This window comes from Lichenihabitans psoromatis, assembly GCF_004323635.1.
GTDB classification, from domain to species: domain Bacteria; phylum Pseudomonadota; class Alphaproteobacteria; order Rhizobiales; family Beijerinckiaceae; genus Lichenihabitans; species Lichenihabitans psoromatis.
Genome location: NZ_CP036515.1, coordinates 4392432 through 4413070 on the forward strand (window position 1 = coordinate 4392432; position 20639 = coordinate 4413070).

The window sequence follows — 20639 nt, forward strand, 5'->3', positions numbered from 1 at the left end:
CCGGCGAGGAGGTAACCTCCGGCTCGAATGCTAGAGGCGACTGATCCGTGGGGCGAGAGTGCCGCTCCGGCTGCTCGCGCCTGGCTGCGTCGAACCCGATGCGTTCGGGGCCGGAGCATGTGCTGCGGGCACATTCGAGGTCGTCGGCACCGGTCCTTGCGGCTGGACCGCATCCCATCCGGCAGCCGGTGGCGGCACCTCATTGGCGGCGGCGATCGGCGGCGTCGGTCGAAAATTCTCCGCAGCCGCCTTAGCGGCCGCGAGCGTCTTGGCATCGAGCTTGGCTGCGACATCGTCCCGCTTGCGGGCCGCGTCGTCGTCACCCTGTGCGGCAGCGATCGCGAACCACGTATAGGATTGCGCCAAGCTTTGTTCGATGCCGAGCCCTCGCGCGTAAAGAATTGCAAGGTTGAATTGACTGTCGCGCACGCCCATCTGACTGGCCTTGCCGAACCACGTCGCCGCCTTCGGATAATCCGGCTTGCCGCCGGCGCCTTCAGCCGACATGACCGCCAGATTATGCATTGCTCGGATGTTCCCCTGCTCGGCCGCCTGCTGATACCAGCGTGACGAAATGGCCGGGTCGCGCGGCACGCCGAGCCCCTTTTCGTAGAGCGAGCCGAGCCGATAGGCCGCCGGGGCGAGCCCCTGAGTCGCCGCCTTTTCGAGCCACTCGGCCGCTTGTTTCGGATCGCGCGGCAGACCTCGTCCATCGGCCAAACGTAAGCCGAGTTCGAATTGCGCCGCCGCATTGCCGCTGCTCGCAAGGTCGCGCAAGCCCGAAGCTGTCGGGCTGGGCTGGGGGCCGGAGAGGGGCGGACGGCCCATGGCAAGAGTTGGAAGCGACTTGGCCGGAGCGACAACGGCGGTTTTAGGTTGGTCCGCTACGGCAGGCGCAGGCGGCACCAGCGCCACAGTCGCGGCGGGCCCTCCGACTGCGGCATCACCGGCCGCGCCGGCAAGCGCCTCGCGCTTCACCGCGGGTATCGCGCCCGTCGACGACGGTTGCGGTTCAGCCACGTTCGCTGCCGTTGCAGACCCGACCGTCGATGCGCCATCGGCCGGCACGGCGCTCAGGCGCGCGACTTGGATCGCGCCAAGCAAAAGCACCAAGCCGGCAAGGCTAAGCAGCATGGGCCGCCGATGCTTTGCCGAGAAGTCCTTCACCCGATCCATCAGGGACGTCGACGAGCCGAGACGCTGAGCTTGATGATCGCCCCGACGGGTCGCGGCCGTCGCGGCGCATGCTGCCGTATCCTGCGCGGCCGCGAGAGCGGCACGGCGAGCAGCGGCGATAAATTGTGATGGATCGGCCTTGACGTCGGGGGCTCGCGCCGCGTCGGTCGAGGCCTCCGCCGGACGCGATAACATCCGGGGATTGCCAACCGATCCGGGTTCGATCGGAACATCGGCATCGAGCGACGCCAGAGCGGCGCGTGGACGCTCTCCTGCCTGACGCACGCCCGGAGGCGGCACGCGAGAGGCATCATCCGTCGTGGCGCCCTGCCCGGCTTTGCCGACCTGAGATGCGGCCGAGACGGAAGTCTCCGCAACCCCTGGAAGAGCCAGGCGGTCGACAACTTTTTCGAGCGTTTCATTCAGGGTCGCCAGCATCGCATGCAGGCGCTGATCCGAGGTCTCGCGCGTTGCGCGGAAGTCGGAGAGTTCCTGCGACACCTGCTCGACGGCTGCTTCGGCGTTCGCATGGCCTTTGCCAAACGGCAGGGCGGAATCCAGCATGGCGGCGCGCAGTGTATCGCGGGCGGCAGTCCGGGCCGCGCCCTCGGCAGCGTTGATGGCCGCCTCGCGCGTTTCTTCGAGTTGCGAAAACAACTCGCCGAGCGAGCGTTCGACCGACACGATCGCGGTCAATCCCGCGTCGCTCTTATCGATCCGCTCGGCTAATTTTCCGACCTGCGCCTGGAGGTCGCCGAACACCTGGGCATCGGCCTGTGGCTCGCGAGCATCATCGAGCTTCTGCGCGAGTTGCTGTAGCATGCCCTCCAGCGCCGCGACATCTGGCACAGGCTGACGCAAGGTCTCGATCCGGCCGATTAACCCTTCGATCATCTGCTCCATCGCCGGTTGATCGAGCGGCGGCAGGGCGGTGCGGGACAGCAGCCGATCGTCCAGCGATCCCTGAACATGATCGAGCCGCTTCGAGAGGGTTTCGATGACGCTTGGCTTCACCTGACCGGCAATCGCCATGTCGATCTTGGCCGCGAGTGCCTCGAGCCGGCGTTCGATGAGGTCGAGCGTCGACCCTTCGGTTGACGAGCCAGGAGATTGAGCCCCGGAGCCGGAAGGCTCAGCCCGGAGGCGAGACGCCGCCAATTTCTGGGTCGGCATGAGCTTGGCGCGTCTGTCGCTGGACTGGTCCTGTCTCGTCGAGAGCGTGACGTGAGGTTGCGCGTCGATCTTGCGATCCGCTTGCTCCTCAGCGCGCTGCGGGCTGACCGGGGGGGCTGTCGGCTCATCTGCGGTCACGGCCGCCTGCCGGTCCAACATGATTTGCCGCTCGGAGATTTCGGCGATCGCCTGCGCCAAGGTTCGAAACGGCGGCGCATCCGAGAGGATCGGCGCTGGCGTCGAATCGGCCATCTTTGCCGTCTCGACGGCGGCGGCAGCTCGCGTCGCTGCCGGGCGGCTTGGCGGCATTACGACATCGGTGCCCGACGGGTCCTGTTTGCGATCGAGAGCCCGGAAAAGTGCGGTGAGTTTTGCCTCGACCCGCCGCAACTCCTCGGCGCCCGACTGTTCCGCAGCAGCCGAAGACCCGTCGTCCGAAGCCGCCTGTGTCGCGACCGCCTGAACGTCGATCGGTCGAGGGGCCACGATGGGCGCGCGTGTCGGCGCGGAGGCGTCGAGGGTCGATCCGAGGCGTCCGTTCAGCGGGCCGAAGGGTCGGGCGGTCTCAGGCATCGATCGACCGCGCGTGGGTGCTGCAGTCTTCGTCGGGCTGGGCTTGGCTGGAGCCGTCGCGCCGCCATTTGCTCCGAACCAGTCTCGCATACGCGTGCCCGACGTCATTTTTTGTCTTTCGGAAGCTCGAGGTGAAGACGGCGGCAAGGACGATCGGCTTGGTTCGGATGAGTCGCGGGTCTCGGAGGCGCCACGTGTCTCCCCGCTCAGGCGGGCCAATCGTTCAGTGACGGCATAGACCCGCTCTTCGGCATCGAGCTTTGCAACATCGACACCCAACATCTCGGCGCGCTCTGCGATGATGGCATCGAGCCATTCACCGACCGACAGTCCCTCTCGCTTGGCCGCACGGCGAGCCGCCTCGCGAATATCGAGGTTGCTGTCACCGCTGCTCCAAGGAACCGCCTTGTTCATCGTCGCGCCAATCAGGCCATCGGCCCAGTTCCGGTCAGTCGCATCGCAGTCGTTCACAACGCAAATCGTTGGTGGTTTGTGAACGCTACCCTGCCGTCCCCGAGTTTCGTTCAGCAGGGTAAACAGGAGGTTAAGACAACCTCCGATGCTGAACAGGACACAACCCATTCCCACCGATAACAACTATGGGTTGTAATTAGTCTGACCTAACGTTAGATTTCGGGAAATCGAGGCGTCGCAAGCGTCGCCCCATCTCACGGAACCCAGTGATGAGCCTTGCGAAATCGCCGCAGCGACCCAGTCCGGCACGACCCCGTTCAGAGGACGTCAAAATCGAGCGGATCAGTATCGGAGAGATGGCGCGTGCCTTCGACGTCAGCCTGCGGACGCTCCGTTTCTATGAGGATCGTGGCCTGCTTGTGCCACGCCGAGACGGTATGACGCGACTTTACGCCAACAGCGATAAGGCTCGCCTCGACATGATCCTGCAAGCCAAGCAGCTTGGTTTCACGCTCACCGAAATCCGTGACATGTTGGCCGGCGCGGAGCCCCGTACCGAGACCAATAGGCTACATCTCAAAAGCGAGCAGATCGTAGCGCAGATTGCTCACCTTGAACGCCAACGCAATGAGATCGATGGCGCCATATCGGTTCTGCGCGACGCGCAGGCCGACATCGACGGCCGGCCCTAGACCCAAAATCGCTACGGCCTCAGCACTCGGTCAAATAAGCGAGTGCGTTGCCTATCGCCCGCTCCATCCCTGGTTGCGAGCGAGCGTCGCTGTTTGACCGCGGTCTCGCGCTCTGGCCCCACCGCCACCATGTCGCGACCACAAACCACACGCATCTTGGCTGGCCGACACGAGAGCACGCTCCACATTGGAGAGAGCTGGCCGAGCCGCATGGTTTGGCAAGCTTTGACCGTGATACTCTCGACCGCAGTGGCCTGCCGAACGGATGAGTGATGCCGACCTATAAAGCCCCGATCGACGAAGTCATGTTTTTGCTGAACGACGTGTTTCGGATTGAACGCCACAACAATCTGCCAGGCTTTTCCGACGCCACGCCCGACGTTGTCGAGGCGATCCTGACCGAAGGCGCGAAGCTCAGCGAAGGCGTGTTGCTTCCGCTGAACCAGAGTGGCGACCGGGATGGCTGTGTCCGCAACGCCGATGCGTCGGTCACGACCCCGCACGGGTTTCGGGAGGCCTATAAGCTTTATGCCGAAGGCGGCTGGGTCGGAATTTCAGGTGATCCGGCCTATGGCGGCCAAGGCTTGCCCCAGGCGATCGGCGCCATCATCAACGAGTTCTGCACCTCCGCCAATATGGCGTTTACGATGTATCCAGGCCTGACAAAAAGCGCGTTTTCGGCGCTCCTGGCTCATGGAAGCGACAAGCAGAAGCAGACCTATGTCCCGAAGCTGATCGCCGGCGAGTGGCTCGGCACGATGAACTTGACCGAACCGCAATGCGGGACCGATCTCGGGCTCCTCCGCACCAAAGCGGTTCCACAGCCGGATGGGGCCTATGCCATTACGGGTCAAAAGATCTTCATATCGGCGGGCGAGCACGATCTGACGCCCAACATCATCCATCTCGTCTTGGCGCGAATCGAGGGCGCGCCGGCGGGCACGAAAGGCATCTCGCTCTTCATCGTTCCCAAGATGATAGTGAACCCGGATGGGTCACTCGGCGCGCGCAATAAGGTCTCCTGCGGCTCCATCGAACGTAAGATGGGCATTCACGGGAACGCCACCTGCGTGATGAACTACGATGGAGCGACGGGCTGGCTGGTCGGGGAACCCAACAAGGGCCTCAACGCCATGTTCGTGATGATGAACGAGGCCCGGCTCGGCGTCGCCAACCAGGGACTCGCTCAATCCGAGGTCGCCTACCAAAACGCCGCAGCCTATGCGAAGGAGCGGCTGCAGGGACGCTCGATCTCCGGCCGCAAGGCTGAAGACAAAGTGGCCGACCCGATCATCGTGCATCCCGACGTCCGCCGCATGCTGTTGACGATCCGCGCCTTTAACGAGGCGGCCCGCGCGCTCCTCATGTCGACCGCGATCGAGGTCGATCTCGCCCATCAGGGGGGCGATAAGGCCCTGGCGCAACGGGCCGAGGATCGGCTCGGTCTGATGACGCCGATCCTCAAGGGCGTGTTCACCGACCTTGGCTTCGACAATTGCGTGCTGGCCCAACAGGTGCTCGGCGGCCACGGCTATGTGGCCGAATGGGGCATGGAGCAGTTCGTGCGCGATGCGCGTATCGCGATGATCTACGAGGGCGCAAACGGAATCCAGGCCCTCGATCTTGTCGGTCGCAAGCTGCCGAAGGATGGAGGCCGTGCTTTCATGTCGTTCATGAGCGAGGTCGCGCAGACGCTTGAAAGCGTTAAGGATGATGCGGAGTTAACGTTTGACGTGAAGGCCATGAAGCAGGGTCTCGATCGGCTGCAACAGGCCACCCTATGGTTCATGCAGAACGCCATGGCCAAGCCCGACAATGCGGGTGCTGGATCGACCGACTACATGCATTTGTTCGGCCTCGTGGCACTCGGGCATATGTGGCTGCTCATGTGTAAGGCCGCTTTGGTTGCAAAAGCCGAGGGGCGTGGCGACCCGGCCCGCTGGGCGAGCAAACTTGCGGTCGGCCGGTTTTTCATGGAACGGATGCTTCCCGAGACCGGCACTCGTTTGGCGCGGATCACAGCCGGAGCCGATGCCGTGATGGCAATGCCGGCCGAGGCGTTCTAAACTGCGCCATCGGGAGGCGCGGGAATGACGCCGGATGTCGACCACAGGGAGACGGGACACGCATCAGGGGGATGCCAGTGCGGTTCCGTCCGCTATCGGGCTTCGATGCCGGTCGAATCCGCCAAAGTCTGCCACTGCCGCATGTGCCAACAGGCTGGCGGAGCCCCGTTCATGGCCTTCGTCTCAATTCCGACAACCCAGGTGATGTGGACCCGCGGCGAGCCAACCTGGTTTGCAAGTTCGAGTATCGCCTCACGCGGCTTTTGCCGAGCCTGCGGGACGCCGCTTGCCTATCGTCAGTCGGCTGCAACGATCGAGCTGACGATTGGATCGTTCGACGATCCGACCCTGATCGCCCCCACCTCACGACTCGGGCTCGAGGCGGTCCTGCCCTGGAGTGAGACGATCGGAACCTTACCGATCGAAGCAACGTCAGCGTGGCTGGCCGGAACCGCCCATGAGCCCGTCATCAACCACCAGCACCCCGATCACGACACCTGATCGTCCAAGGATTTCTCATGCCTGACGCCTTTATCTACGATCATGTGCGAACGCCGCGCGGGCGCGGCAAGCCGGATGGTGCGCTGCACGAGGTCTCGACGCTCGGCCTCGCAACTGCGGTGCTCGATGCGCTGAAAACGCGCAACGCGCTGAACACGGCCCTGGTCGACGATGTGATCCTCGGTTGCGTCGATCCCGTCGGCGAGGCAGGCGGCGACATCGCCCGCGCGGCGGCGTTGACGGCCGATTATGGCGCGCATGTTCCCGGCGTGCAGATCAACCGCTTCTGCGCGTCAGGGCTCGATGCCGTGAATTTCGGTGCGGCCCAAATTATGGCCGGGCAGCACGACATGGTCGTGGGCGGAGGCGTCGAGTCGATGAGCCGCGTCGGCATCGGGGCATCGGGCGGCGCATGGCCGGTCGATCCGCAGATTGCGATCAAAAGCTATTTTATGCCGCAAGGCGTCTCGGCTGATTTGATCGCGACCAAATACGGGCTATCGCGCGACGATGTCGATGCCTTCGCGGTCGAAAGCCAGAAGCGCGCCGCGCGGTCTTGGACCGAAGGGCGCTTTGGCGGGGCCGTCGTGCCGGTGCGCGACATTAACGGATTGACGCTGCTGGCGACCGACGAACACATGCGGCCGCAGACCGACATGCAGTCCCTGGCGGCGCTGAAACCCTCCTTTGCCATGATGGGGGACCAGGGCGGGTTCGATGCCGTCGCGATCCAGGCTCATCCGGAAATCGAGGCCGTCAACCACGTCCACCACGCGGGCAATTCATCGGGCATCGTGGACGGCGCGGCGGTCGTGCTGATCGGATCGGCCGACGCGGGCGAGAAAGCTGGCCTCCGGCCGCGCGCCCGCGTCCGCGCTTTCGCCAATATCGGCTCGGACCCGGCGTTGATGCTGACCGGGCCGATCGATGTGACCAAAAAGGTGCTGGCCCGCGCCGGCATGACGGTGGACGACATCGACCTCTTCGAGGTCAACGAGGCTTTTGCGGCGGTGGTGCTGCGCTATCAGCAGGCGTTCGACCTGTCGCTCGACAAGATCAACGTCAACGGGGGCGCCATCGCGCTCGGTCATCCGCTCGGCGCGACCGGCGCCATGCTGCTCGGTACCGTGCTCGACGAACTCGAACGCACCGGGAAGAGCACCGCGCTCATCACGCTGTGCATCGGGGCCGGCATGGGGACCGCAACGATCATCGAACGGGTTTAAGATCATGACGCTGCACGATTTTCGATTTGACGTCGACGACGCCGGCATCGCGCTGCTGACCTGGGACATGCCCGGCCGATCCATGAACGTCATCACCGAACGCGTGATGGACGAACTCGATAGCGTCATCGATCAGGTGGCCTCGAGCGAACACATCAAAGGATGCGTCGTCACCTCCGGCAAGGAAAGCTTCTCGGGTGGTGCCGATCTCACCATGCTGCAAGCGCTCGGGCGGCAGTATGACGAGAACGCCAAGGCCGGCGACCCGGAGGCCGCGATGCAGGCTTTCTTCGATGGCTCGCGGCGCTTATCCGTGCTGTTCCGTAAGCTCGAGACCTGCGGCAAACCCTGGGTGGCCGCCATCAACGGCCTCTGCCTAGGTGGCGCGTTCGAGCTAGCTTTGGCCTGTCACTATCGCGTCCTGGCCGAGACCGACAAGGCGCGGGTCGGCTTGCCGGAGATCAAGGTCGGCCTCTTCCCTGGGGCCGGCGGTACCCAGCGTGTGCCGCGCCTGATGCAGACCGGCGACGCGCTGCAGATGCTGTTTCGCGGCGAGCAGATCCGCCCGCAGGCTGCAAAAAGCATGGGTCTCGTCCACGTGCTATCACCCCTCGCGGATCTCGTCGATACTGCCAAAGCCTGGATCGCGGCCGGTGGCAAAGGCGTCGCACCCTGGGACGAGAAGGGCTTCAAGCCGCCGTCCGGCAAGGTCTATTCGCCCGTTGGCATGATGACGTGGCCGCCCGCCAACGCGATCTACCGTCGCGAGACGCAGGACAACTATCCGGCCGCCAAGGCCATCCTGCAAAGCGTCTATGAAGGCCTGCAGATGCCGATCGACATCGGCCTGCGGATCGAAAGCCGGCAGTTTGCCAAGATCCTGCGCTCTCGCGAGGCGGCCGTGATGATCCGCTCGCTGTTTCTGTCCATGGGCGAGCTCAACAAAGGGGCGCGCCGCCCGAAGGACGTGCCGCTCACATCCATCAAGAAGATTGGGGTCATCGGCGCCGGCTTCATGGGGGCCGGTATCGCTTATGTGTCGGCCAATGCAGGGCTCGAGGTCGTGTTGATCGACCAGAGCCAGGAGGCCGCCGACACGGGCAAGGCGCATTCCCACAAACTGGTGACCGATCAGATCGGCAAAGGGCGGGCCAAAACGGCGGATCGGGACGCTTTGCTGGCCCGTATCACGACCAGCGCCGATTATGAGTCTCTCGTGGGTTGCGATCTCGTGATCGAGGCCGTGTTCGAGGACAGAGCCGTCAAAGCCGAGGCGACGCGCAAAGCGCAGGCGGTCCTTGGGCCCGACGTGATCTTCGCGTCCAATACCTCGACGCTGCCGATCACATCCTTGGCGGAGGTCGCGCTCCGGCCCGAAAATGTCATCGGGGTCCACTTCTTCTCGCCGGTCGAGAAGATGCTGCTGGTCGAGGTCATCAAAGGAGCGAAGACGGGCGACCGGGCTATCGCGGCAGCCTTCGACTTCGTGCGCCTCCTGAAGAAGACGCCGATCCTGGTCAACGATGCGCGCGGTTTCTACGCCAACCGCTGCGTCTTCGCCTACCTGCTGGAAGGCCACAAGATGCTGCTCGAGGGCCTGCCGCCCGCCATTATCGAGAATGCGGCCAAGCAGGCCGGCATGCCGGTCGGGCCGCTGTCACTGACCGACGAGGTTGCGATCGACCTCTGCCGCAAGGTGCTGGTGGCGGCGCGGCAGGACCTTGGGAACTCCGCAGTCGACCAAGCCCAGATGGATCTTCTCGACACCTTGGTGGTGACCGAGGGACGGCTCGGCCGCAAGAACCGCAAGGGGTTCTACGATTATCCCGAGAAAGGCCCGAAGACGCTTTGGCCTGGCCTCCAAGCCTTGCGCCCGACCCGTCTCGATCCCGACGCCATCGACGTGACTGAGTTGAAGCAGCGGTTCCTGGTGGCGCAGGCCATTGAGGCGGCACGGGCCATGGAGGAGGGCATCGTGACAGATCCGCGCGAAGCGGATGTCGGCTCCATCGTCGGCTTTGGTTTCGCGCCGTTTACCGGCGGAACGCTGTCCTACATCGATGGCATGGGCGTGTCGCAATTCGTGCTGCTCTGCGACAAGCTCGCCAAAGCGCATGGCCCCCGCTTCGATCCGCCGGGCTTGCTGCTCGACATGGCGAAGGACCACGAAACCTTCTACGGCCGGTTCAACGCCAAGGCGGCTTGAGACGACGACCGTGTCAGGCTGAGGATGCCTCGATCCTCAGCATGACGCGGTCGAACACCCAATTATAGGCCATGGCGTAAACGATGAAGAATCCGATGCTGCCGAAATCGAGGATGAAGGCCTGCAGCAGCGTCGCGCCAGCAAAAAAATAGAACAGCGGGACCGCAAACAGCGTGATGATGAATTCGAGCCCGATCGCCTGCGCGGCGCGGGTCAGGAAGTTCCGCTGGCGGGTCGGAAACATTCGGTCGAAGAAGATCGTCCAACAATAGTTGCAGATGGTGGCGACGACCGACAAGGCGAGACTGACGGCACTCGCCTCGGCCATGGATCGGCCGGTCATCCAGGCGATCGCCGGCGAGACGCTCGCGATGGCGCCGATCTCGAACAGCAGGGTATGGACGATACGTTCCTTGATGGATCTCATGCGTGGTCTATGACCGCGTCCAGACACCATTTGCAACGCGCAATCGAGAACCGGCCATGTCGAAACGGCGAACGATCGAGTATTTTTTCACGCTGCATAGCCCATGGGCGTTTCTTGGCCACGCGCGGCTGCTCGATCTGGCGCGTCGGCACGATGCGGCTCTCGCCTATCGCCCCATGTCGCTCGGCGAGGTCTTTCCAGCATCGGGTGGTCTCCCGTTGGCTCAGCGACATCCAAACCGGCAAGCCTATCGCTCTATCGAGTTGCAGCGCTGGAAGGCCCGACTCGGGCTGTCGTTCAACATCAAGCCGGCGTTCTGGCCGATCGATATCACCCATGCGGACCGTGCCGTGGTGGCGCTCGTGGCGCTCGGACATGAACCGGAGCCCTTCGTGTCGCGTGCCTTCGTGGCCTTGTGGCAAGAGGATCGAGACCTCGCCGACCATAAGGTCATCGCCGGTCTTCTGGTTGACTGCGGGCACGATGCGGCAGTGGTTTTGGCGCAAGCCGGATCGGCCGCCAGTGGCGAGCAGTATCGCGCCAATGGCAACGAGGCTCTCGCGGTCGGGGTTTTCGGCTCGCCGACCTATATGCTCGATGGCGAACCCTTTTGGGGTCAGGACCGGCTCGAGAGTTTAGACGAGGCCCTGACGAGCGGACGGGCACCGATCCGCCCCTGACGGGGGTCGATCGGGACGCGTCGTGCCGATCAGCAGATCCGGGCGGCAGCGGAGTTTGCAACGGCTGGATAGGCCGACCAGCCGGGGCGCGTCTCGTCGATGCGTCCGGTCGGCAGTCCCTGACGTATTTCGAAAGCTTCGACGCAGCGGATCGCGCAAAAAGACTTTCCCGAGCAGCCACGGCGTTTGAAGCTTCGGCCGGTCAGACGCGTGCCGCACAGGTCGCAATGCTCGATCATGCGGTTCGCCTCGCCCTCGCTGAGATCACTCTGCGCGAAGTGTCGGTGAGAACTGCCTGCGGAATTGTTACGTCGATCCGCGACTCACAGACCTCTGCATCTCCATGGTAAATGTTAAACACGGTCGTGGTTGGCGAAGTCCCGTTCTGTGGACAAGCAGATTTGACCCTGAGCCCGCACCTCCTTATCTCAACGAAACTCTTCATCAAGGTTCGTCATGGCCGTTCTGCCCGTCGTCACTCTGCCCGATTCGAAACTGCGCCAGCCGTCCGCTCTGGTCACCACCGTGGACGCGTCGGTGCGGGCTCTGCTCGATGATATGATCGAGACGATGTACGACGCCCCGGGCATCGGTCTCGCCGCGGTGCAGATCGGCGTGATGCAGCGTCTCGTGGTGATCGATACGGCCAAGGAGGATGAACCGCGTCAGCCGCTGTTCCTGGTCAACCCCGAGATTACATGGCGTTCGGAGGAAACCTCTTCCTACGAAGAGGGCTGCCTATCGATCCCTGACGATTATTACGAAGTGACCCGCCCCGAGCGGGTCCGCGTCACCTCTCTCGATCGCAACGGCGAGCCGCAGCACATCGAGGCGGACGGCATTCTGGCGACGGTCCTCCAGCATGAAATCGATCATCTCGATGGCGTGCTGTTCATCGATCATATTTCCAAATTGAAACGCGATCGCGTCATCAAGAAATTCGAGAAGGCCGCCCGGATCGCGCGGGAAAACGGACGGCCGTTCAACCCGCGCGAGGGAGATCGCCCGGAAGCGCCCGAGCGCACCCCACCCCGCCGCAGCATGAACGCGACCTGAGCCGATGCGCCTGATCTTCATGGGAACACCCGAGTTCGCGGTTCCCACCTTGAGCGAAATCGTCGGTCAGGGGCATGAGGTCGTCGCGGTCTACACACGCGCGCCAGCGCAGGGCGGCCGCGGCATGGATCTGCGTCTTTCGCCCGTCCATGTCATGGCCCAGCGTTTTGGCCTGCCGGTGCTGACGCCGGCCTCGTTGAAGGGCGATGCGGAGGCTGACGTTTTCGCGAGTTTCGGGGCCGATGCCGCCGTCGTGGTGGCTTATGGATTGTTGTTGCCGCAGCGCATTCTCGACGCCCCTGCCCTCGGCTGCTTGAACCTGCACGGATCGATGCTGCCGCGGTGGCGGGGCGCGGCCCCCATCCAGCGCGCCGTGATGGCGGGCGACAGCATGACGGGCGTGATGGTCATGCGGATGGAAGCCGGGCTGGACACAGGCCCGGTCGGCATGGCCGAAACGCTCCCGATCGGGCCCGACATGACGGCCGGCGACCTGCACGACCATATGGCGCCCATCGGAGCAGACCTGATGGGGCGCGCCGTCGGCGCGCTGGGCCGGGGCAGCCTGCAGTTCAAAGCGCAGTCACCCGACGGCGTGACCTATGCGCGCAAGATCGATAAGGCCGAATGCCGCATCGACTGGGACCATCCGGCTCAGGTGGTCCACGACACGATCCGGGGCCTGTCCCCCTTCCCCGGTGCGTTTTTCGAGGCCGATCTCGGCAGCGGCACCGAGCGCGTAAAGGTTTTGCGCGCACGTGTCTCGGACGGGAGCGGCCCGGCCGGCACGCTGATCGCGGGCGGTCTCACGGTCGCCTGCGCCGCAGGAGCCGTGACGCTGCTGCAGGTGCAGCGCGCCGGGAAAGCGCCGCTTGATGCCGACACGTTCCTGCGTGGCACCCGCCTCGCCCCCGGCCTGCGACTCGCACCCTCCAGCCCAAGCTAACGATGCCGCGGTTCAAGCTGACGGTGGAATATGACGGCACCGCCTTCGTCGGTTGGCAGCGGCAAGCCAACGGACCGTCGATCCAGGGTGAGATCGAGCGCGCCGCCGAGGCTTTGTCGGGCGCGCCTGTCATGGTCAAGGGTGCCGGGCGCACCGATGCGGGGGTGCATGCGACCGGGCAGGTCGCACACCTCGATCTCAGCAAAGCCTACCGGAGCGACAGTGTTCGCGACGCGCTCAATGCGCATCTGCGGCCTCACCCGATCTCCGTTCTGAAAGCCGAGGAAGTCGGACCCGACTTCGATGCCCGCTCCTCCGCGACGCGGCGGCACTATCTCTATCGCATCGTCAATCGGCGGCCCCCGCTCGCTCTAAGCCACGATCGCGCTTGGCTGGTAAAGCGGAGGCTCGATGCGGGCGCCATGCACGAAGCCGGGCAAGCGCTCATCGGCCGACACGATTTCACCACTTTCCGCGATGCCGATTGTCAGGCCATCAGCCCCATCCGCACGCTCGATCGTATCGAGGTCAGCCAGGAGGGCGACCGGATCGATATCCGGGTTACGGCTCGCTCGTTCCTGCATCGTCAGGTCCGATCGATAGTGGGATCGCTCGAATTCGTCGGCGCAGGCAAATGGAGCACCGACGACTTACGAGCCGCCCTCGAAGCCCGGGATCGATCCCGCTGCGGCACCGTGGCGCCTGCCGCTGGCCTTTATCTGGCTCGAGTCGATTACACAGGGTGAAGCGGCGGCCGCCGCTTATGCCGGCATGGATCCGACGCCAGCCGGCGTGATGGCCCGCATCTCGTCGCGTGTCGGCGGATTGGCGCCCTTGCGCGTGCAGGTGATCGCAGCCGCCGCAATCGCGAAGCTCACCCATCCCTCGACGGCGTTCGACCGATAAGCCTGGGTGTCGGCGATAGCGCGTCGCCCGATTGCACCATCGTCGAACATCGCGGCCAGGAGCGCCGCCATGAAGCTGTCACCGGCCCCGACCGTATCGACGACCGTGATGGTCGGCGCGAGGCGTTCGACTGAATCACCGTCGAAAAACGCGATGGCGCCGGCTCCCCCGCGAGTCAACACCACCAGTCGTGGCCCGAACGTGGCCCAGGTCGCAGCCACCTCATGCGGCTCGCGGTTGGGGTACAACCAGAGCAGGTCCTCATCGCTCACCTTGACGACGGTGGACAGGCGCACCCGCGCCTCGACCGCCACAACCGTCTGCTCCGGCGGCGCAATCACCAGCGGGCGGATGTTCGGATCGTAGCTCGTGGTCGCGACGCCGGCCGCCTGGGCAAAGGCCTGCAGCGATGCCTTGCCGAGCGAGCCTTCGGTCGCCGAGAACGAGCCGATATGCAAATGGCCGACATGGCCGGGCCACTTGTCCGGGAAAGGCGAGGGGCCGTCGTAAGCCGTCGACCCCAGATAAAAAGCATAACGCGCGCCGGTGGCTTCCGTACCGCGTGTCACGAAGGCCAGCGGCGAGGGCTGAGGCGCCCGTACGACGAAACCGAGATCGACCGAACTGGCATTGAGACGCTCGACGATCGCCTCGCCCATCGAGTCGGTCGACACCCGCCCGGCATAGCCGGTCGACACGCCGAGCCGGCCGAGGCCGATCGCAGTGTTGAAGGGGGATCCGCCGAGCACCGCCTCGTAGCTCGATCCGGTCAGCGGGATGAGATCGACGAGCGCTTCGCCCGCCACGAGGATCAGATCGTCGCCCATTGGTGGTTCCTCTTGCTTGACGCGCATCGGCGGCGGTCGACCCGACGCCAATGAACCTCGCTTAAATCGAGTTGCGTCATGTCGCGCAAGAGCAGCGTCTAGATCAGCCCGCGCTTGGCGAGATGACGCATCAAATGGCTCGCCCCATAGGTCCAGGGCGCGCATTCGTGGCTATAGCGGATCCGGTTGGTCAAGCGTCCGAGCGCCGGGGTCGCGACCGTGACGACATCACCCACCTTGTGCGTAAAGCCCTTGCCCGGCTCCTCCCGGTCTTCGATCGGGGCGAAGAGCGTACCGAGAAACAGCACGGCCCCGTCCGGATATTGGTGATGCGGCCCGATCATCTGCTCGGCAAGATCGGCCGGATCGCGGCTGATCTTGTCCATCGAACTCGATCCTTCGAGCGTGTAGCCGTCGACGCCTTCGACCCGCAGCGTCACATACATCGACCGCACCGTATCGAGCGAAAAGCCACCGTCGAAGAAGCGGAGGAACGGGCCAAGCGCGCAGCTCGCATTATTATCCTTCGCCTTCCCGAGCAGCAGCGCCGACCGGCCTTCGACATCGCGAAGATTGACGTCGTTGCCAAGCGTCGCGCCGACGATCCGTCCATCCGACGCGACCACAAGCACGACCTCCGGCTCGGGGTTGTTCCAATGCGATTTCACATGGATGCCGGCATCGGCGCCGGTGCCGACGGCCGCCATAGCGGGCGCCTTGGTGAAGATCTCCGCATCCGGGCCGATGCCGACCTCGAGATATTGCGACCAAGCGTTCTGCGCGAGCAGAACTTCTTTGAGGTGCATGGCTTCGGCCGAGCCCGGCTTAAGCTTCGAGAAGTCCTCGCCGACCAGGCGGGTGATCTCGGTTCGGATCTCGGCAGCGGCGCTCATGTCACCCCTGGCCCGCTCCTCGATCACGCGTTCCAGCATCGACACCGCGAAGGTCACGCCAGCGGCTTTGATCGCGTGAAGGTCGATCGGCGCCAGAAGCCAAAGCCGTGTCGGGTCGCGATTATCTTCTCCGGTATTGGCCAGAACCTCCTCGAGCGTCGCGATCTTATCGCCCGAGGCGCCGCGCAACGCCTCCGCGGGCGAGGCGTCCTCGCAGAGATCCCGCATGGTCGGGAATGTCTTGCTGATATCGATCAACCCGCCCTCGCGGACCGCGACAACAGCCGGACCACCGAGATCGGGACGCCAGACGCGCGCCGCGAGCGCGCCAGCAAAACCATCCTCGGGGAGTGTCGTCGCAGGGGTCAGCGGATGCATCATTCCGTCTCGCGTTGGGGCCGATGCAGGCAAATTGCACAATTGCTTGACCTTCGCCAAGCGCGATCTTACCATCTGACATGCTAGCGAGCGACAAAGACGCGCATCTGTGTGACGCGGCCGCTGCAATCCTGCATAGGATGGGTCCCCGCCTCATGGACGCCTCGGCGCATCATCGATCGACCGCAGCCGTGCAGGCGCCCGAGCCCGCCACAGCCAAGCGATCGTCCAAGGCTGGTCATGTCTACCACGAGATCAAGGAAGCGATTCTGTCCGGGCTGCTCGAACCCGGATCACCGATCGACAAGGCCGAACTCTGCGAACGGCTCGGGATGTCACGTTTTCCCGTGACGACGGCGATCAATCGGCTTGCCTATGACAGGTTGGTGGTGATCGAACCGCAACATGGCTCGTTCGTTGCCAAGATCGCCTTGAGCGACGTACGGGAATGTATGCTGATCCGGACCGCGATCGAAGCCGAAATCGCCGCCGTGGCCGCCGAACGCGCGCCGCGGGCGCTCATCGACGATCTTAACCGCAACCTGCGCTACGAAGCGGCGGCGGCCGACGCGGATGACCGACCCGGGCTCTATGCTCTGGATGTCGCTTTTCACCGCAGCATTTGCGACAGCCTCGGGCTCGCCCAAGCCGGCATCATTCTCGACACGCTCCGGTCGCATCTCGAGCGCATCCGCCGCATCCTCATGACGCCGCCGGGCCGCATGGCCAGCACGGTCGAGGAACACCGGGCCATCGTGGACGGAATGTCGACCGGCGATCCGGACGCCGCCCGCCTCGCCATGCGCCGCCACCTCGCCCAAACCACCGCGCTGTTCGACAGTTTCGCGCAGCAGAACCCCACGCTTTTCTCGGATTTACCATGACGCTCCTCTCGACATCCCCCGCCCGCACGCTGCGCCTGCAGCCGCAGGACAACGTCGTCGTCGCGGTCGACACGCTCGATCCCGGTGCCCTCAATGGATCGGGCGTCGAGGCGCGCGTCCGGGTGCCGAAGGGTCACAAGATGGCGACCGGACCGATCCGCACGGGCGAACCGATCCTGAAGTTCGGGCAGATCATCGGCTTTGCGACGCAGGACATCATGCCGGGCGATTGGGTCCACGAGCATAATGTCGAGATGCACGACTTCGCGCGCGACTATCATTTTGCCGAAGGGGCCAAGACCGAATTGGTGCTGCCGATCGAGCAACAAGCGACGTTTCAGGGTTTTCGGCGCGTCAACGGCAAGGCCGGCACGCGCAATTATCTCGCGATCCTGACGAGCGTGAACTGCTCGGCTTCGGTGGCCCGATTCATGGCCAAGGAGGTGGAACGATCCGGCGTCCTCGACGATCATCCGGAGATCGACGGCATCATCGCGCTGGTGCATGGCACCGGCTGCGGCATCGCCTCCAAGGGTGAGGGGTTCGACGCGCTGAAGCGCACCCAATGGGGTTACGCCAGCAACCCGAATATCGCCGGCGTTCTGCTGGTCGGCCTGGGTTGCGAAGTGTTCCAGATCGGCCGGATGAAGAGCGAATACGGCCTGCGCGAAAGCGATGCCTTCCGCACCATGACGATCCAGGAAACCGGCGGCACACGCAAGACCGTCGAGGCCGGTGTCGCGGCACTGCGGGACATGATCCCGGCGGCCGCCAAGGCGCGGCGCGAGACGCTGCCGGCGTCCGAACTGGTTCTCGCCCTGCAATGCGGTGGGTCGGACGGCTATTCGGGAATTACGGCCAACCCGGCCCTTGGGTCGGCCGCCGATCTGCTGGTTCGGCACGGCGGCACCGCCATCTTGTCGGAAACGCCGGAGATCTATGGCGCGGAACATCTGCTGACACGCCGCGCCGCGACGCGCGAAGTGGGCGAAAAGCTCGTCTCGATGATCAAGTGGTGGGAGGATTATACCTCGCGCGCCGGTGGCGAAATGAACAACAATCCCTCGCCCGGCAACAAGCTCGGCGGGCTCACAACCATTCTCGAAAAGTCGCTCGGCGCGACCGCCAAGGGTGGCACCTCGACCCTGACGGGCGTCTATCATTACGCCGAGCCCGTCACGACCAAGGGGTTCGTCTTCATGGACACACCCGGCTACGATCCCGTCTCGGCGACCGGCCAGGTTGCTGGCGGCGCCAACATCCTCTGCTTCACAACGGGCCGCGGCTCGGCCTACGGCTGTAAGCCAACCCCCTCGATCAAGCTCGCGACCAATAGCGACATCTATGCCCGTATGACCGAGGACATGGATATCAATTGCGGCGACATCCTCGACGGCGTCAGCATCGAGGCCAAGGGCCAGGAGATCTTCGACAAAATTCTGGCGATCGCGTCCGGTGAACCCTCGAAATCCGAGGCTCTCGGCTATGGCGACGCTGAATTTGTGCCCTGGCAGATCGGCGCCACCATGTAGCTGCGGGTATCGACCTTAGCGCCCGAGGCGGTCAGTTGCTTGGGCCTCGTCCGACCAGAACCGCCGTCGGGCCGGGCTCGTCGTCGAATAAACGCTCGTAGAGTCGCTCGACCCCGATATCCAATAATTCGTTCAGGCGTGGTCCGAGATTGCGGAGATGCGGGTAGCCTACGACAAGTCGATCCATGATGGCGATGGCGCGATCGAGGTCGCCTGCAGCCTCGTAATATTCGCTGAGGCGATAAAGCGTGATCTGACGATCGGGTTCGAGAACCAGCGCATGGTCGAGAATGCGCTTGCCTTCCTCGAGGTCGCCGACCTGAACCAGCAATGCGCCGAGATGATCCAGAAAAGGCAAATATTGCGGCCTGAGATCGGCCGCCATACGAGCGAAGCGGACGCGATCGCGCGGCCTCCGGATGTTGTTCGAGATATTGTAGTAGAGATGCGCCGACCGCCGTCGCTCGGCTTTTAAGTGCTGCGCGAAGATTGCGGGATCAAAGGTTCCGGCTGCGATCTCGGGAAGCGCCGTCTGGAGCAAGCCGATTTCGGCTAGCATCGTGGTGCAGGGATGGCCGCCATTGACGACCGGCACGGCAATGACGCGCGTCTTGCCCTTGAACATCTCGACATGATGCCGATCAGGGTCGCGCGGATCGTAGAAGATGGTCGCGGCTTCGACGAAACAATCGTCCCATCGGTTCTCATGGCGGAAGTCGATCGCCTCCGCGTCGAAACGCCAGCGGGTCTCGAAGGGTGGCGTGTCGGGGTTGATCGAATATTGCGGCGACATGGCGATCGCATGCCCGGCCCCCACCTGGCGGCCGAACCGAATGGCCGCATATCCACCCATGCTCGAGCCGTAGGTGACGACCCGCCGGTAGCCGGTGACGGCGTTCCGGGCCGCATCGAACGCCTTGGCCGATGTTTCGTGCAGATACCAATTGTTGCGGCGCGACAGAATATGGACGGCATCGAAACCGCGATCGCGCAGGAATGACTCGCCGAAAGCCGGCCGGTCCAGCGAACCGACATCGGAATACGAATCAAACGTGACGAAACACACCGTCGACCCGAACGGGCATGCGGCGCGGACCAGCAAATCGTCGTCACGGTAGAGGTCAACCATGTCGGTCTGTCAGCATGCGCCGCCGCGTCAGCCGGTTGCCATCGACCGAAGGGGCGGGAACGCTTTGCCACCACGGCCGTCCAGACCGCGCCGGTCGAGAAATGCGAGCAAAGTGTCGCCCGGAACCCGACCGCTGGTGAAAAGCGCCGGGATGGCCCTGCTGGACTGGGGCTGCGGATCGGGCGAGGGATGCGAGCTCTCCCCTTGGGTCAGCACCTGGACGACGCGGCGCGCAATGGCGGGGGCTGGATCGATCCAAGTGACGGGCCAGGGCGCAAGCCGCTTCATCGTGTCGAGCAGGAGCGGGAAATGCGTGCAAGCCAGCACGACCACGTCGGTCCGGCGTCCGCCTTGATCGACGAAAACCGGCACAATCTCCGCCGACACAGCCGCGTCGGACAGCGTTTCGCCTCGCATCGAAGCCTCGACCAAGCTCGCGAGGTGGACCGAGCCGACAAGATCGACGGCGCAGTCGGCCGCGAAGCTGCGGACGAGATCGCGTGTATAGTCGCGCGCCACCGTGCCCGGCGTCGCCAGAACGCTGATCCGCCGCGACCGAGATTGGGCGGCAGCCGGCTTGATGGCCGGAACGGTGCCGACGACATTGACAGCCGGCCAGCGCGCCCGCAACGGCTCCAACACGACCGTCGAGGCCGTGTTGCAGGCGATCACCACGACATCCGGCGCATGGATGTCGATCAGATAGCCCACAACATCGACGACGCGGGCCACGAGGGCAGCCTCTGGCATCTGGCCGTAGGGAAACACCGCATCATCGGCCGCGAACACGACGTCGGCTCCGGGAAGCGCTTTGACGATCTCGGCCAGAACCGTGAGGCCGCCGAGACCCGAATCGAACACGAGAACCCGTGGCGCTTTGCGTGAAACACCACTCGCATCGGCTGCGGCGCTCAAGACGTCGCTGTCGGTCATCGGAACCGCGGGCTGAGTGGC

Annotated in this window: 17 protein-coding genes; 11 read left to right on the forward strand and 6 right to left on the reverse strand. The window is 64.2% G+C overall.

The annotated features are described in order from the left end of the window. Positions 1 to 30: 30 nt before the first annotated feature. Entirely contained in the window at positions 31 to 3393 is a 3363-nt protein-coding gene (locus EY713_RS20545) for an SEL1-like repeat protein (RefSeq protein ID WP_165491207.1), read from the reverse strand. 212 nt (positions 3394 to 3605) lie between these two features. On the opposite strand from EY713_RS20545, the gene EY713_RS20550 reads away from it, so the two are divergent. From EY713_RS20550 to EY713_RS20570, 5 genes are all read left to right on the forward strand, one after another. Then, positions 3606 to 4028, forward strand: coding sequence for a MerR family transcriptional regulator (locus EY713_RS20550; protein ID WP_131118705.1), 423 nt, complete (start codon positions 3606 to 3608; stop codon positions 4026 to 4028). 272 nt (positions 4029 to 4300) lie between these two features. Further along, positions 4301 to 6094, forward strand: coding sequence for an acyl-CoA dehydrogenase C-terminal domain-containing protein (locus EY713_RS20555; protein ID WP_131118707.1), 1794 nt, complete (start codon positions 4301 to 4303; stop codon positions 6092 to 6094). Between the two features lie 105 nt (positions 6095 to 6199). Further along, complete coding sequence (locus tag EY713_RS20560; protein ID WP_210215289.1) at positions 6200 to 6595, forward strand: GFA family protein; 396 nt, start codon at positions 6200 to 6202, stop codon at positions 6593 to 6595. Between the two features lie 17 nt (positions 6596 to 6612). Further along, the gene (locus EY713_RS20565; RefSeq protein ID WP_131118711.1) at positions 6613 to 7821 is read left to right on the forward strand and encodes an acetyl-CoA C-acetyltransferase; all 1209 of its coding nucleotides are present in this window, start codon (positions 6613 to 6615) and stop codon (positions 7819 to 7821) included. A gap of 4 nt (positions 7822 to 7825) precedes the next feature. Beyond that, positions 7826 to 10027: an FAD-dependent oxidoreductase gene (locus EY713_RS20570; RefSeq protein ID WP_131118713.1), complete on the forward strand. Its 2202-nt coding sequence runs from the start codon at positions 7826 to 7828 to the stop codon at positions 10025 to 10027. A gap of 13 nt (positions 10028 to 10040) precedes the next feature. Here EY713_RS20570 and EY713_RS20575 read toward each other — a convergent pair whose 3' ends face one another. Next, entirely contained in the window at positions 10041 to 10454 is a 414-nt protein-coding gene (locus EY713_RS20575; RefSeq protein WP_165491208.1) for a PACE efflux transporter, read from the reverse strand. A gap of 56 nt (positions 10455 to 10510) precedes the next feature. On the opposite strand from EY713_RS20575, the gene EY713_RS20580 reads away from it, so the two are divergent. The 4 genes from EY713_RS20580 to truA all read left to right on the forward strand — a co-directional run bounded on the left by EY713_RS20580 (position 10511) and on the right by truA (position 13882). Then, on the forward strand, positions 10511 to 11134 hold the full coding sequence (locus EY713_RS20580) for a 2-hydroxychromene-2-carboxylate isomerase (protein WP_131118717.1): 624 nt from the start codon (positions 10511 to 10513) through the stop codon (positions 11132 to 11134). A 456-nt stretch (positions 11135 to 11590) separates the two neighbouring features. Then, entirely contained in the window at positions 11591 to 12190 is a 600-nt protein-coding gene (gene def, locus EY713_RS20585; RefSeq protein ID WP_131118719.1) for a peptide deformylase, read from the forward strand. A 4-nt stretch (positions 12191 to 12194) separates the two neighbouring features. After that, positions 12195 to 13136 (forward strand): methionyl-tRNA formyltransferase, encoded by a 942-nt coding sequence (gene fmt, locus EY713_RS20590; protein ID WP_131118721.1) that lies wholly within the window; start codon positions 12195 to 12197, stop codon positions 13134 to 13136. A gap of 2 nt (positions 13137 to 13138) precedes the next feature. Beyond that, positions 13139 to 13882 (forward strand): tRNA pseudouridine(38-40) synthase TruA, encoded by a 744-nt coding sequence (gene truA / locus EY713_RS20595; RefSeq protein WP_131118723.1) that lies wholly within the window; start codon positions 13139 to 13141, stop codon positions 13880 to 13882. 15 nt (positions 13883 to 13897) lie between these two features. Here the strand turns inward: truA and EY713_RS20600 are convergent, their stop codons facing one another. Further along, positions 13898 to 14869, reverse strand: coding sequence for a carbohydrate kinase family protein (locus tag EY713_RS20600; protein ID WP_165491209.1), 972 nt, complete (start codon positions 14867 to 14869; stop codon positions 13898 to 13900). Positions 14870 to 14967: 98 nt separating this feature from the next. Continuing rightward, entirely contained in the window at positions 14968 to 16140 is a 1173-nt protein-coding gene (locus EY713_RS20605; RefSeq protein WP_131120028.1) for a fumarylacetoacetate hydrolase family protein, read from the reverse strand. A gap of 80 nt (positions 16141 to 16220) precedes the next feature. Here EY713_RS20605 and EY713_RS20610 point away from each other — a divergent pair, with 80 nt between their 5' ends. Beyond that, positions 16221 to 17024, forward strand: a complete 804-nt coding sequence (locus tag EY713_RS20610) for a GntR family transcriptional regulator (protein WP_131118727.1) — start codon at positions 16221 to 16223, stop codon at positions 17022 to 17024. After that, complete coding sequence (locus EY713_RS20615; protein WP_131118729.1) at positions 17021 to 18556, forward strand: UxaA family hydrolase; 1536 nt, start codon at positions 17021 to 17023, stop codon at positions 18554 to 18556. The genes EY713_RS20610 and EY713_RS20615 overlap by 4 nt, the downstream gene beginning before the upstream one ends. 31 nt (positions 18557 to 18587) lie before the next feature. Here EY713_RS20615 and EY713_RS20620 read toward each other — a convergent pair whose 3' ends face one another. Then, positions 18588 to 19685, reverse strand: coding sequence for a hypothetical protein (locus tag EY713_RS20620; protein WP_131118731.1), 1098 nt, complete (start codon positions 19683 to 19685; stop codon positions 18588 to 18590). Between the two features lie 27 nt (positions 19686 to 19712). Then, on the reverse strand, positions 19713 to 20618 hold the full coding sequence (murI, locus tag EY713_RS20625; RefSeq protein WP_131118733.1) for a glutamate racemase: 906 nt from the start codon (positions 20616 to 20618) through the stop codon (positions 19713 to 19715). Positions 20619 to 20639 lie beyond the last annotated feature (21 nt).

What these genes read in the sequence shown, in the direction of transcription:
- EY713_RS20560 (WP_210215289.1), top strand. Translation starts at nt 6,200, where the DNA reads ATGCCGGTCGAATCCGCCAAAGTCTGCCACTGCCGCATGTGCCAACAG.
- EY713_RS20600 (WP_165491209.1), bottom strand. Translation starts at nt 14,869, where the DNA reads ATGGGCGACGATCTGATCCTCGTGGCGGGCGAAGCGCTCGTCGATCTC.
- def (WP_131118719.1), top strand. Translation starts at nt 11,591, where the DNA reads ATGGCCGTTCTGCCCGTCGTCACTCTGCCCGATTCGAAACTGCGCCAG.
- EY713_RS20610 (WP_131118727.1), top strand. Translation starts at nt 16,221, where the DNA reads ATGCTAGCGAGCGACAAAGACGCGCATCTGTGTGACGCGGCCGCTGCA.
- EY713_RS20565 (WP_131118711.1), top strand. Translation starts at nt 6,613, where the DNA reads ATGCCTGACGCCTTTATCTACGATCATGTGCGAACGCCGCGCGGGCGC.
- EY713_RS20570 (WP_131118713.1), top strand. Translation starts at nt 7,826, where the DNA reads ATGACGCTGCACGATTTTCGATTTGACGTCGACGACGCCGGCATCGCG.
- EY713_RS20575 (WP_165491208.1), bottom strand. Translation starts at nt 10,454, where the DNA reads ATGAGATCCATCAAGGAACGTATCGTCCATACCCTGCTGTTCGAGATC.
- fmt (WP_131118721.1), top strand. Translation starts at nt 12,195, where the DNA reads ATGCGCCTGATCTTCATGGGAACACCCGAGTTCGCGGTTCCCACCTTG.
- EY713_RS20550 (WP_131118705.1), top strand. Translation starts at nt 3,606, where the DNA reads ATGAGCCTTGCGAAATCGCCGCAGCGACCCAGTCCGGCACGACCCCGT.
- EY713_RS20620 (WP_131118731.1), bottom strand. Translation starts at nt 19,685, where the DNA reads ATGGTTGACCTCTACCGTGACGACGATTTGCTGGTCCGCGCCGCATGC.
- EY713_RS20555 (WP_131118707.1), top strand. Translation starts at nt 4,301, where the DNA reads ATGCCGACCTATAAAGCCCCGATCGACGAAGTCATGTTTTTGCTGAAC.
- EY713_RS20580 (WP_131118717.1), top strand. Translation starts at nt 10,511, where the DNA reads ATGTCGAAACGGCGAACGATCGAGTATTTTTTCACGCTGCATAGCCCA.
- EY713_RS20605 (WP_131120028.1), bottom strand. Translation starts at nt 16,140, where the DNA reads ATGCATCCGCTGACCCCTGCGACGACACTCCCCGAGGATGGTTTTGCT.
- truA (WP_131118723.1), top strand. Translation starts at nt 13,139, where the DNA reads ATGCCGCGGTTCAAGCTGACGGTGGAATATGACGGCACCGCCTTCGTC.
- EY713_RS20615 (WP_131118729.1), top strand. Translation starts at nt 17,021, where the DNA reads ATGACGCTCCTCTCGACATCCCCCGCCCGCACGCTGCGCCTGCAGCCG.
- murI (WP_131118733.1), bottom strand. Translation starts at nt 20,618, where the DNA reads ATGACCGACAGCGACGTCTTGAGCGCCGCAGCCGATGCGAGTGGTGTT.